At 53.7% G+C, this 13,252-nt stretch carries 10 protein-coding genes; 5 read left to right on the forward strand and 5 right to left on the reverse strand.

The genetic code is table 11. From position 1 onward, the window contains the following. Positions 1-381: 381 nt before the first annotated feature. Both GT355_RS18400 and GT355_RS17240 read right to left on the reverse strand, forming a co-directional pair. On the reverse strand, positions 382-672 hold the full coding sequence (locus GT355_RS18400) for an excalibur calcium-binding domain-containing protein (RefSeq protein ID WP_338036203.1): 291 nt from the start codon (positions 670-672) through the stop codon (positions 382-384). 85 nt (positions 673-757) lie between these two features. After that, positions 758-1,930 (reverse strand): pyridoxal-phosphate-dependent aminotransferase family protein, encoded by a 1,173-nt coding sequence (locus GT355_RS17240; protein ID WP_160135756.1) that lies wholly within the window; start codon positions 1,928-1,930, stop codon positions 758-760. Positions 1,931-2,035: 105 nt separating this feature from the next. Between GT355_RS17240 and GT355_RS17245 the strand changes: the two genes are divergently transcribed. Next, the gene (locus GT355_RS17245) at positions 2,036-2,221 is read left to right on the forward strand and encodes an endonuclease NucS domain-containing protein (RefSeq protein ID WP_240145883.1); all 186 of its coding nucleotides are present in this window, start codon (positions 2,036-2,038) and stop codon (positions 2,219-2,221) included. Between the two features lie 414 nt (positions 2,222-2,635). Here the strand turns inward: GT355_RS17245 and GT355_RS17250 are convergent, their stop codons facing one another. After that, positions 2,636-3,958, reverse strand: a complete 1,323-nt coding sequence (locus GT355_RS17250) for an orc1/cdc6 family replication initiation protein (RefSeq protein ID WP_160135757.1) — start codon at positions 3,956-3,958, stop codon at positions 2,636-2,638. Positions 3,959-4,663: 705 nt separating this feature from the next. Here GT355_RS17250 and GT355_RS17255 point away from each other — a divergent pair. Then, entirely contained in the window at positions 4,664-6,001 is a 1,338-nt protein-coding gene (locus tag GT355_RS17255) for a sulfatase family protein (protein WP_160135758.1), read from the forward strand. Here the strand turns inward: GT355_RS17255 and GT355_RS17260 are convergent. Together GT355_RS17260 and GT355_RS17265 are read right to left on the reverse strand one after the other, a co-directional pair. Beyond that, entirely contained in the window at positions 5,989-7,383 is a 1,395-nt protein-coding gene (locus tag GT355_RS17260; RefSeq protein ID WP_420825985.1) for an extracellular solute-binding protein, read from the reverse strand. The genes GT355_RS17255 and GT355_RS17260 overlap by 13 nt on opposite strands. Before the next feature lie 806 nt (positions 7,384-8,189). Then, the gene (locus GT355_RS17265; protein WP_160135760.1) at positions 8,190-9,902 is read right to left on the reverse strand and encodes an L-lactate permease; all 1,713 of its coding nucleotides are present in this window, start codon (positions 9,900-9,902) and stop codon (positions 8,190-8,192) included. A 185-nt stretch (positions 9,903-10,087) separates the two neighbouring features. On the opposite strand from GT355_RS17265, the gene GT355_RS17270 reads away from it, so the two are divergent. The 3 genes from GT355_RS17270 (at position 10,088) to GT355_RS18705 (ending at position 13,223) form a co-directional block, all read left to right on the forward strand. After that, positions 10,088-10,594 carry a LutC/YkgG family protein gene (locus tag GT355_RS17270; RefSeq protein ID WP_160135761.1) on the forward strand — a complete coding sequence of 169 codons (507 nt, stop codon included), beginning with the start codon at positions 10,088-10,090 and terminating at the stop codon, positions 10,592-10,594. After that, the gene (locus GT355_RS17275) at positions 10,595-12,787 is read left to right on the forward strand and encodes an LUD domain-containing protein (protein ID WP_160135762.1); all 2,193 of its coding nucleotides are present in this window, start codon (positions 10,595-10,597) and stop codon (positions 12,785-12,787) included. It begins immediately after the preceding gene. A 175-nt stretch (positions 12,788-12,962) separates the two neighbouring features. Beyond that, positions 12,963-13,223 carry an MFS transporter gene (locus tag GT355_RS18705; RefSeq protein WP_420825984.1) on the forward strand — a complete coding sequence of 87 codons (261 nt, stop codon included), beginning with the start codon at positions 12,963-12,965 and terminating at the stop codon, positions 13,221-13,223. Positions 13,224-13,252: the final 29 nt, after the last annotated feature.

Genomic DNA, 13,252 nt, shown 5'->3' on the forward strand with positions numbered 1-13,252 from the left:
ATCCGATAAACCTCACTGTTGACCGGCATTCGCCCATAGACCAAAATGCGACTGTAACTGTATACCTCTCGTTTGAAAACACAGCCGATAGCCTCTCTACCCCTCCAATTTCCAGTAGATTCGTCCTCCGGATTAGCAATACCGGTATTATCCAGTAAATATACCATTACTCAGAACCAATGAGTATTCCTCGATAGCAGTGGCTCCTAATGTGGCCCACGAGCGGTGGCTGCCGTTCGAAGTTCCAAAAGATGTAGACGGTGATATATCAGTTGCGTTGACCCGAGACGTCTCCAATGCAGGGTTCTCGCCTAAACTATACTGGAACGCTCCAAACGGCTCGCTGTAGTGTATTGAGCGTGGAAACGGCCGTGAACCCGATTAGAGCGATTCGCAGGCTACACCGTTGCCGTCACCGTCGAGACCCGACGGATCGCTGGGGTCGCTATCGTAGACCTGCTGAGCGGCCTCCTGTGAGTCGAAATCCGAACAATCATAGGGATCGCTCGCATCCCCGCTCGAGAGAAGGTAGTGGGACGGTGCGGACGAAGCACCTCCGAATCGAGTCGGGGCAAATGACGACCACTCGGATGCCCCACCGAAAGGCTGCGTTCGTATATAGCGTCCCGAACAATAGAGGTACCGGGGGCTTGGCACTCCCAAGGGACGCACAAACGTTCGTCCACGAACCTGAAACGCCTAACCCAGCACAACGGTGCGGGTATGGGAATCCTCGTCCTTTAGCGTGGGGAGGATGTCAAAGCTTGCCCTGTGCCGCCGCCAGTCCGGCATCCACATCGATCTCACTACCCTGGGCCGCAAGCGCATCACCAAGTGCCGCTATGACTGCGAGGACGTTCGCCGGTCGGGCGGAACGGCCCATACACCCGACTCGGAGTACGTCGCCAGCAAGGTCGCCGAGCCCACCTGCAACCTCGATCCCGTGTTCGGAAAGCAGGTGATCGATAACCGCTCCATTATCGACGCTCTCGGGGAGCGCGACGGTGTTCAGGCTCGGAAGCCACGACTCGCTCGCGAGTTCGAGCCCCATCGCCTCAACGCCGTCCCGTAGCGCACCTGCGACCCGCTCGTGGCGTTCCCAGCGTGCTTTGAGCCCCTCTTCGGCCACCAGTCGAAGCGCCTCGCGGAGCGCGTAGACGTTGGTGATCGGCGCAGTATGGTGGTATGCACGCTCTTCGCCCCAGTAGTCGGCGAGCAGCGAGAGGTCGAGATACCACGACCGGACCGGGGCGTCGCGGTTCGTGACCTTCTCGACAGCGCGTTCGGAGAGGGTAAGCGGGCTCGCGCCAGGCGGGGCGGAGAGGCATTTCTGCGTCGCTGAGTACGCCGCGTCGATCCCCCATTCGTCGACTCGAAGTTCCACCCCGCCGAGTGACGTTACGGTGTCTGCGATCGTGAGCGCGTCGTGGTCGTGGGCGATCTCAGTCAGAGCTGGCACGTCCGGCTGGAGTACGCCGGTGCTGGTCTCAGCGTGGACGAACCCCACCACATCGGGGTCGTGGGTTTCACACGCTGTGGCTACATCGTCCGGATCGAGCGGCGCACCCCACGGAGCGTCAACGCGTCCGACCGAACCGCCAGCCCGTCGAACCATCGAGGCCATCCGGTCGCCGAAGTACCCGTTGTCCGGAACCAGAACCGTATCGTCGGGTTCAGTGAGATTCGCGATTGCGCTCTCCATCGCAGCCGACCCCGTGCCGCTCACCGGAATCGTGAATTCATTATCGGTTTGGAAAGTGTACCGAAGCAGTTCTTGGACATCGTCCATCAGGTCGACGAAAGCCGGATCGAGATGACCGACTAACGGCGTGCTCATCGCTCGCCGTACACGCGGGTGGACCTCGCTCGGACCGGGCCCCATCAATGTTCGATCGGGTGGAAGGAGTTCGTCGACATCAGGTGCCTCCATAGCATCCTCTGGGTAAGGTCAGGTAAAATATAAGCGACTTGAACCGGGTCTAGCCTTGGAAATGAATTTAAATTGGAGCTACTGAAAGAGGGATTCGTCCCGCAGATGACCGAGCGCGAGGCGGTTGCTGGAGCGAGCGATATCTGCGGGAAGGATGCTAACGACGTGTTAACAGTAGAACTCAAGCGTCGTCGTGCCGGATCAGATGCTGCTAGGCATCTGGATAGGTATGTCGAGGCGCCGAACTGCGAGGTCGATTCGCGGGATTCTGGTCGCGTCATCGGTCACTGACCATGCAAAATGATTACTCGCCGAGAAAGAACTCGAATTCAATTGCGCTTGATTTAGAGCCATTGGGTTCAGCAGGGACCGAGCTTTCCGAATTTAGTTAGAATGGGTCGAAACCTAATAGACAGGCACAAAGCCTCGCCCTGAAGCCGGAGAAGATGTCAGCTTATTCATCGCGTTTGAGATGAAGCTATAGATGTTTAGTAAGACATCCTCCGATTACATAGCTGAGAACGGGACCCGGTTCGAACCCAAACAAATTGATATTTGTTTGTGGAGAGTCGCCTCTATCGATTTGTTGTGTGAAGGCCCCTCACAATTTACAGACCCACCGCTACCGATTTGTTCCTACGAATCTCAAAGTCTAGTCATTGTCACCTGCTCTCACCTCTATCGTTTTGTTCGAACAGAGGTCCATCAGCGAATTTGTGCGTTCACAACTGTACGCAGCTCGTCATCATGTGCGTCTTTCAGCCGCGAGTCTTCGCGAAGGGTTTCAATGATGGTTTCGGGATTCTCACCGAACGTGAATTCAAGGTAACTGCCCGAATGTGGGCCCTGGCTCTTTCGTTCTGTCTCTACAAGTGAATAAGTCGTAAGTTCCTTCATTTTGTTCACGTATGTTTCCTGATGGTATTGGTCTAAGCCCAAGATATCCGTTAGGTACTGATAGACTCGGTACCCGAGCGGACTCTTTGCCGCACCAGTGCCTGCTTCAGACGCCACAACCGCAGTTGCAAACAGGCAGAGTTTCTTTTGGGTGCTGATACCACGAGTAACTTCCAGGACGCGATTTTTTTCAACCTTATCTTGAGCTTCTCGAATATGTTCTTCGCGGACTTTATCCGCGCCTATCTTTTCTGCGAGTGATCCCGCTGTTCGCATGAGATCGATAGCCTTCCGTGCATCTCCATTGGTTTGCGCGGCAAATGCCGCAGCAAGTGGGATCACGTCTTGGCTGAGTGCATCCTCACGAAAAGCGTCCTCTCGAGCCCAGAGAATCTCGCGAAGTTGATTAGCATCGTAGTCGCTAAAGTGTACGTCTTCTGGTGTGAATGAACTAAGAGCACGACTACCCACACTCTCCATCATCTTCGTATCGTTTGTGATGGCAGTTACGGAAACTTGAGCAGCGATCTCGTTAGTGCTTCCCGCACGAGAGAGCTGATAGAGGAGGCGTGAGAAGGCTGGTTCATCCTTATCGCGGCGCCCCACAAGCATGTCGAGTTCGTCAAGGATGAATACAGCTATATCGTAGTGTTCGTTGATGAGACGATAGAGTTCACGCCACTTTTTCTTGTTCGGAATACCGTGTTCTGGGACATCAATAGTCGCCCCAGTATCATTCGCTACCTTCCGAATGAGTTCGTAGACGGCTGCGCCTAGAGTGCCGACGTTCTGGCAGTTCATTTGGATAACTCCGAATCGAATATCACGACTCTCACAGAGTTCAACGATGTTCTGACAAACAGCATTGATAATGAGCGATTTCCCGGTTCCGGATGGTCCATAGAGGAATAGATTTGGTGGCCGCTCATTGCTGATCGCAACACGAAGGTGCTGTGTAATATCGGTAAGTTGGGTATCACGACCGACGATCCGCTCCTCATCAACGATTTCGTTCGGTTCAAGAAGGGAACGGTTTTTGATGAGACTTGCAGTTTTGTCCTGCTCAAGAATGAGATCCTTGATTGAACCTGTCGACGACGAGGATTCCTCGGAACCAGAATCCATGGGCATGTCTCACCCCACTCAATCAATATACTAAAAGACTCCCCCTATCGATATCTTTTCTATCGATATAGGCTTTGAGGGGTAGATATTAGATAGTTACATCATCGTTCTTCTCAACCTCTAACGATATGTTACACCATTCGTTTCGAGCGAGTCGAGGTCTCTTAACACACCCTCTCACCCCTATCGATTTGTTCTCACTGGGAAGCAACCGGGGAAGAGAGATCTGGCAAATTGGATCGTGGGATGTCTACTTTCCATTTAGGAGTATTACTGGACGTACTCTCCTTTCTTTTTATCTACTATTCTAGCTAGAGTGTTCTGAATTACTAGAAGAACACACCCCTATCGATTTGTTTTGAGCGGGGCTAGAAAATCACATAGTATTACTGCTTGGAATAAGCAAGCCTATTGCAGATTCTGTGGTTGTTCTTCCACCCATGGCTTTTCCTTACCAAGAACAAATCGATAGGGGTGGGTGTGCCAGGGGGTACATTTGCCCTTGACAAATCCGTTCTCGGAATGTGAAGATACTAACCCTCGACCGGTAGTACCTCGGAGCATCCCCCGTGAACAAGTCGATAGGGGTGTCTCGGGTGTCAGAGAATATTCACCCATTCTCTGAGTCTGGTAGACCCTCTGGGATGATAGGGACGAAAAGTGTCTGGTCCCACACCACAGACTAAGTAGCTATAATGACACTGAGGATCAATGGCACAATCGAACGGTGATCCCAATGTACTGTTCATCAACTGCCACGACCTTGGACAGCATCTGGGGTGTTATGGCCAACAGCTCCACACGCCTAACATAGACGCCTTAGCAAGCGGTGGTGCCCGTTTCGAAAACAGCTACTGCGTTGCACCGCAGTGTAGCCCCAGCAGAGCTGCAATGTTCACTGGGCGGTACCCACATCAGAACGGGGTGATGGGACTGACTCACGGCGAATTTGAGTGGGATCTACACCCTACCGAGTCACACTTCGCTGGAATTCTCTCTGATGCGGGATGGAATACGGTTTCCGTCGGCGTTCAACATGCCACCAGGCGTCCGGAGTCGTTTTTCGATGCGACTATGCCGGCCAGCTTGGACTCAAAAGAGATAGCGAATACTACCTGCAAAGCCCTCAAACAACAAGCAGAACGGAGCGACAGTTTTTATCTTCAGGTCGGGTTCTATGACCCCCATCGGAGACCCGACAGAGATACTGGATTTGAGGGGACTCCTACATCAGCTAGTGAGTCTACCGCTCTCCCCAACTATCTGGTCGATGAACAACGCGCTCGGGAGGAATTCGCCGCCTTCGAACATGCTATCGAGATCGTCGACAACTCGGTTGGTCGGATACTTACTCAGTTGGAGAAGCTTCAGTTGGAGTCGAATACTATCGTGGTTTTCACGACGGATCACGGGATCCCGTTCCCACGCGCAAAATGCTCGCCATATGACCCTGGCATCGAAACTGCATTCATAGTTCAATGGTTGGATGGCTCGATCCCAAGCAGAAGGGAGTTCACACAGACTATTTCGAATGTAGACTATCTACCGTCACTCTTGGATCTCCTCGAGGTGCCGATCCCGGACTCTCTTGAGGGCGAATCATTCGCATCGGTCTTCACTGACCCTGAGTATGACCACCGAGAGAGCGTATTTGGTGAGTTGACCTATCACGACTACTTTGACCCACGTCGCTGGGTTCGCACTGAGAAATACAAGCTAGTAGCAAACTTCTCTAAAGCTCCGTTTTTCATGGATCCGAGTCAGACGTGGCGTCCGAATACGATCACTGTCTCCCCAGAGGACCCACGTCTCGCCTATCACCCACCAATAGAGTGCTATGACCTTGAGACCGATGGAGAAATACAAAATATCGCTTCTGATGTCGATACAGACGTACTAAACCAACTCTGTTCGGAGTTGTGGAATTGGATGGTTCGTACGGACGACCCACTGATCGATGGGTTTCCAGTCCCTCCATTGTATGACAAAACTACGGCCATCCTTTCAGGGGAGAGCACTAGCCACTCCACGGACGATCACGAATTGTAGTTTTCGATCGATTCAACCTCTGTTTGTAATGTTTGTACAGCTCTAGCCGGCGCAGTCGAACCGGCAAAGGTTCCGTTTATGCGGAGGGCGATTTTCGTCGATTCCTGTGGCCAAATTGTGGTGACTGGCCGTGGGATGGCTTTTTCACCAGCAACTTGCAGCGTCTCCGCATAGCGGCCCAGGTTCTCGCGGAACGGTTTTGACTGGAGTAATTCGGTATCCGGTGGCAATTGTCCAATTGTCTCCAGCAACGTGATTCTAAACTTGGGGGTTGCCATTGCTTGGAGCACTTTTGCAGCCTGATTGATGTTCTCACTGTTGGGGTTGATACCGATATGCCAGCCACCGAGTGCTGCAGTTGGACCTCCGATTCCGTTGTAACGAGAGTCGTTCTCCGGTACAGCGTATGGTATTGGCATCACTCCTAATCGGTCCCCGAGTGCTTCCCGATTGACTGGAATCGCAAAGGGCCAGTTTCGATTCGCAACAGCATTCCCATTGCTAAACGGTGCAAGGGAGGTATCTTCTATCCACGAAAGAACGGCAGCCGGTGAGATATTTCCAGCGTATCCTGGGAGAGAGTGGGGGTCATTTCGCCCATTGATGAACGTTCGAACCATCCTAATTGCATTGATCGTTGGCTGGCTATCGATCGTCACTGGCCGTCGACCAACTGGACCGAACAGGTTTTCGCGGCCGCCGAAGTATGCACCACCCCACGAGGAGAGAAATTCGTTGAAATCACAGCATGATAATCCCTCATACGCATTAGCTTGGAACGTGTATCCATACTCCATACTTGGGTTCTGATCCAGCACGTCTCGGATAGCATGCGAAAATCGCTTCCAGGTGGTCGATTCGGTCGCCCAGTTCTCCTCGTTTGGATTGTAGCCCGCTTTTTCGACCAGGTCTTTTCGGTAATAAAGGACGGATGGGTTCGCATAAAGCGGAATCGCATACAAGTCATCGGTTGTCGGATGCTTAGCGGTCTGAACGCTGGCCCCGAAGTACTTGTTTTCGACACGAGCGATGAGTGAATCCGGTATTTCGTCGGCCCCCGCTAGGTTGAGCAGCTGTTTACGGACGATGAAGGGTATTGTCCATCCACTATCGGCTAGTATCAAATCCGGCTTCTTCAGTCCGGAATCCATCCAACGCGCCAACTGTTGTTGGCGTCGGTCTGTGCTAGCCGGGCCTGGTGTGATATCTAGCTGAATGTCTTCGGGGAGGCCGGCATCATGTAATCCCTGTAATACTTCACCGGATGCACCAGCGATGTCCGCATCAGCAATCCATTGTAGAGTCCCATTGTTTTCATTCCCAGTGAGACTAGTGCACCCAGAGAGACCTATGGTTGCACTCGCGCCCACTGTCGCTTTCAGCATTCTTCGTCGTGAAACATGCGACAGAGGGCTATCTTGCATATTGCTTTCCGTATGAATTCCGACCTTATTTCCCTTAACAATTATTGTTGGTTCTACGACTTGTCGTTTGTGTCTAGGCTGGCATGTGCGTGCTTCGCAGAAGCCATAATCATTGGTAGTAACGCAAGACCTAGACTCTTACCTAACGACAGACCGGATCCCATCTGAGTGTTTGGTAAGAAAACCTGGCCTCACCGTGTGAATTCCCCGGATAGCAAGCGTCTGCTCAGGAGCTGCTGTAAATCAGAAATCGACTACGTACATCCCCTCTGTCTGTTTTCGTAACACCGAGCTGGGTATGTATCTGAATGCAGCATTCCACACTCGTTCGAGGATTGGATTCTGGATTTGCGTAAGTCGTCCCTGCATTCGCGATTGACGAACAATTGCATCTGCTCGGTCCTTACGGCGAGTTTCGTAGGCTGAGAACGCATGTGCAGTAGCTCCCGATTCAGCGATGGACTGAGCGAGCATAACAGCATCCTCCATTGTTTGTGCGCTTCCTCGAGCAAAGTTGGATGTCATTGCGTGGGCAGCATCATCAAGGAGAGTTGCGTTCTCACGGTCCCAAGTAGCCAGAGATTACTACTCGGGCTTACATAATCCTCACGCTGGTCTAACTGCTCTATGTATGGCTGAGAGAGACAATCGAATGACGTTTTAGTAGTCTTGGGCATGAACAGATGTCTCTCAGATATGGAAGTCGGGTCGTACCTATACTACGCCGCCGACGTTTCAGCGTTCCCGAAATCGCCGTCTGAAGGTCAGAATAGCCCAGGGACCAAGACATATGTCAGCAGCATCCCGAACAGGCCGGCGAACAACGCGAATAACGCCATTGGGATGATGGCTTTCCGTAACAGATCGCCTTCACGACCGGTAATCCCGACGACGCCACAGATGGCAGCGATGTTTAGCACCGAGACCATATTTCCGATGCCGCCGCCGACGTTCTGCAGGCTGACAGCGATGGTGCGGGAGACACCAACCGTCTCGGCGGCGTTGTACTGGAGTACGCTGAAGAGGATGTTCGAGGTGGTGTTGCTCCCGGTCATGAACGAACCAATGATGCCGATCCATGGTGAAATGATGGGGAGCAGGCCCCCCGCACCCATTGCGAGCGCACGGCTGAGTGCTTCCATCATGCCAAGGATATTTGGAGTATTCGTTTGCGACTGGATCATTATTTGCGTCAGTGAGACGGCGACAATGAGCGTAAGTGCGGCAGGAACTACCTGCTTAACCGAGCGCCGCCATGCCACGCCCATTTGGGATACATCCATCTTGTGAAGGAAGCCAGTGAGGATCGCGATGGGGATGAAGGGCATTGTTCCCGGCAGGTAGAGATACTGGAGAGTGTATCCCAGCTCTGTACCGAGGATCGAGTCCAAACTGACAGTGAAACTCTGGATCCAGTCGAGAACACCGACACCACTGATGGTGAGGTCTGGCCACCGTGTGACAAGCAGTACAAGCGTAACGAGCAAGTACGGCGTCCACGCCAGCAACACGGGCATATTCTTTTTCGGCTGCTCTTGTGAGGCTTCATCAAGTTCGAGGCCGCCAAGCCAGGTGTCGTTCCACCTCGACTCGTCGGGAAAGTCCCATTCGTCCTCAGGAATGAGGATGTCATTGTTCGCAAGTAAAAGGCCGACCGCGAGCACCACGAACCCGGCGACAATATCGGGAAGTGCGGGTCCAACAAACCATGCGATCAGTATCTGTGTCCCGCCAGTGATGGCACCGAGGATGAGCGCGAATGGCGCGATAGGAAGGGTACTACGTACAGCGTTTGTGAAACTATGTTCGCCGTCAGCGTTTCCGAACCAGTAGGTCATAAAGAACACACCAAGCAGGGCCCAAAACACGTACGTGAACCCGGTGATGATGCCGGACCACCCTGACACCATGGAGAGGAATTCGCTGGTATTCATCGAACCAGACAGTGCCGGTTCGATGACAGCGCCAGTACCTCCGATAACGGGTGTCCCGGCGGCACCGAATGGGGGATTCGGGGCGTTGAAGTAGAGGCCAAACACAGCAGCGGCTAACGGCGGGAACCCGAGACCGATGAGTAGTGGTGCGGCGAGTGCACCCGGCGTACCAAACCCTGCTGCACCCTCAATGATAGTCATAAATCCGAGACCGATGAGCAACACCTGTATGCGCCGATCTTCCTCGATTTGTCCGAAGTACCATCTAATGGTGGAAATGGCGCCGCTACCTTCGAGATAGTTCATCAGAAGGATAGCCCCGAAAACGATGAGAATGATATCCACGGACTGAAGCGCACCATAGATTGCCGATGCGATCAGCCAATTGGGTCCCATACTCCAGTACGTGAGTCCGATACCGCTTGCGAGCAGCCACCCAACCCCCATCGCGCGGGCCGCTGACCATCGGAGCCCAGCGAGCAATACGAACGCAACACCGATTGGAATGACACCGACGAGCGCCAGTGTGAGTACATCAGGCATGGTTATGAATTTCGACTATGTCTCGTCGTCGAACAACAGCCCCATGTAATTTTCTTTTTGTCTGATAACATACGGCAAATACCACCGCAGACGGTGGGGGAAAATGTTATAACATAATGACACATTCCGCTATGAAAATCCATAGAGGGAAACATCCATTAGGCTGTTTCATGAATTTCTCTTATATGTCAGCCGGACCACTCGCGACCTTCGAATCGTCCCTTGACGAACTCGGGGTTGACCTCGCTCAGACGACTTCCGACCAATTTGAGTCGACGCTTGTCCCGCTTCTCAACGCTCCCGCAGTCGGCGCTCAGCTTCCGTTCGAGAATGTCTCCCTACCGGATACCGTAGAGACCGACCCGACAGTGCAGGAACTCGAAAAAGCGGAAACCGGGGTTACCGCTGCCGGATATGGCATCGCCGACTATGGCTCTGTCGTCATCCAGGGAGGCCCTGAGGGCAAGGAACCGGTTAGCCTCTACGCCGACAAACACGTTGCCGTCATCGCGGCCAGCGATGTCCTCCCAGATATGGACACGACATTTGATCGGCTCGCTGAGGACATCCGTAATGATACTGGACAAGCCATCATCGCGACTGGACCGAGTGCTACAGCAGACATGGGCGCGCTCGTAAAAGGAGCCCATGGCCCGATGGACGTCACCGTTGTTCTCTTGGGGGACAGGTAGATGAGCGTCGATAATCGCCAGCAGAAAGCCGAACGCATCCGCCACCTCCTCGACACAGAGGGCGACAACGTTCATGAGAACACTCAGGTATTCAATGACGGGCGCTACGAGTCCACCGCGCATCTCGACGACTACGACAGGCTCAAAGACGAGGCGCGCGCAATCAAGGAGGACGCTATCGAACGCTTACCCGAACTCCTTGACCAGGTTACTGAGGCGGTCGAAACCAACGGCGGTACAGTCTATCTTGCAGACGACACCGCCGATGCAAACCGGTATATAACCGAGGTCGCCGGCGGCCGCAATGTTGTAAAGTCGAAGTCGATGACCAGTGAGGAAATTGAGGTAAATGAGTCTCTCGAAGCCAGCGGTGCAGACGTCTGGGAGACCGATCTTGCCGAGTTCGTTCTGCAGGTCGCCGATGAAGCGCCCTCACACATCGTCGCGCCGGCTATTCACAAGTCCCGCAAAGAAATTGCGGATCTATTCAATGTATACTTCGACCCGGAAGAGCCTCTCGAAACCGCCGAGGAGCTGACACAATTCGCCCGCGAGTATCTCGGTGAGAAGATCAGGGATGCCGAGGTTGGAATGACGGGCGCGAACTTCATTACAGCGGACACCGGCACACTCGCGCTAGTCACGAGCGAGGGCAACGCCCGCAAGTCCGTGCAGGCAACGGATACCCATATTGCGGTCGCAGGTGTAGAGAAACTTGTTCCAACCATTGAGGACCTCCAGCCGTTCGTCGAACTCATTGGCCGATCGGGGACCGGACAGGATATCACCTCCTATATATCACTTTTCACGCCGCCTAGCGATTCACCGACTTTCGGCGAGGAAGGTGAACTTGGTCCCGGTGACGACCGTGATTTCCACCTCGTACTCATCGATAACGGCCGCATGGAGATGCGTGAGGACGATCAACTCCGGGAAACCTTGTACTGCATCCGGTGCTCGGCATGTGCAAATTCGTGTGCGAACTTCCAGCACGTCGGCGGTCATGCCTTCGGCGGCGAGACGTACTCCGGCGGTATCGCCACCGGCTGGGAGGCCGGCGTTCACGGACAGGAAAGTGCCGCCGAGTTCAACGACCTCTGTACGGGCTGTTCGCGCTGCGTGAATGCATGCCCCGTGAAAATCGACATCCCGTGGATAAACACGGTCGTCAGGGACCGAATCAACCATGAGGATGCAACAGAGTTCGACTTCCTGGTAGAGGGGCTGACACCCGATGAGGAACCCGGCGGGATGGACCTCCAAAAACGCCTCTTCGGTAATTACGCAACCCTCGCCAAACTGGGTAGCGCCACTGCGCCGATATCGAACTGGCTGGCAGGGACCAAACCCGTGCGGATGCTCATGGAGCAATTCATGGGAATCGATCGCCGCCGCGACCTCCCAAAATTCCGCCACGAAACGCTCAGGAAGTGGTTCAAGACGCGGGGTGGCTCGCGCGTTTCTCCGGCAGATGCAAAGCGAGAGGCTGTGCTCTATCCTGATACCTACACCGACTACGTACAGGTTGAGCGTGGAAAGGCTGCGGTTCGCGCTTTGGAAGCGCTCGGCGTCTCAGTGCAAATCCCCGAGGTAGCGTCCAGCGGGCGTGCCCCGCTCTCGCAGGGGATGATTGAGACCGCCGAACGCCACGCTCATGAAGTCTACGCGGACCTCGCAGGACACATCGACGCTGGACAAGACATAGTGGTCATTGAGCCCTCCGACCTCGCTATGTTCACAAGTGAGTACGAGAAGTTTCTCGCCGACGAATCCGCAGAACGTCTTGATAACAACAGCTACGAAATCATGGAATACGTTTACGGACTGCTCGAAAACGGGGCGAGTGGTCGAGAGCTGCGAGGAGGTGACGGCGAAGAAGTGGCCTACCACAGCCACTGCCAGCAGCGAACGCTCGGACTCGAAGCCCATACCGTAGCTGTTCTCTCAGAACTCGGGTATGACGTCTTGACCTCGGAAACGGAGTGTTGTGGGATGGCTGGCTCCTTTGGCTACAAGCGCGAATACTACGAATTGAGCATGGATGTCGGCAGTGAACTCGAAGCGCAGTTCCAAGCCGAGGATGCACGCAACCGAACTGTCGTAGCGAGTGGAACGTCCTGTCTTGAACAGTTGGAGTCGTTGCTAGAGCGGTCGAGCCAGCACCCGGTTCAATTAGTTGATCCCGCCAAGTAGTTGTCAGCTCAATGCTTGATCTGACTTGATAGGAATTCTGATTGGATTGCCGCCCTTGAAACCCACCGAAAGGAGATAGTGACTAGCCGACCCAAAAACCGATGAGCGCTCCATCGATGTACTCAGTGTTAACGACCGGAAGGTTATCAGGGCGCTACAACTAACCAGTCAGTTAGTGAACCCGCTTAGCAAATTTCAGCAATATCCGCCGGCGGTTCTTGCAACGGCACTTGCAACGTTCATGGCATTTCTCGGAATCGGTGTCGTTGATCCCGTCCTTCCGACGATTGCTAGTTCGATGGGTGCTTCACACTTTATGGTTGAACTGCTTTTCACGAGTTATCTCCTTGTGATGGCAGCCGCCATGTTTGTCTCGGGCGCATTGGCGACGCGTATCGGCAGTAAGAATCAGTACCTCACAAAGCTCGTCGGTTAGCTGCTTCTGAGATGTGAGTTCTGTGGAGA

Origin of the sequence: Halococcus salsus (genome assembly GCF_009900715.1) — an archaeon.
Classification (GTDB): Archaea; Halobacteriota; Halobacteria; order Halobacteriales; family Halococcaceae; genus Halococcus; species Halococcus salsus.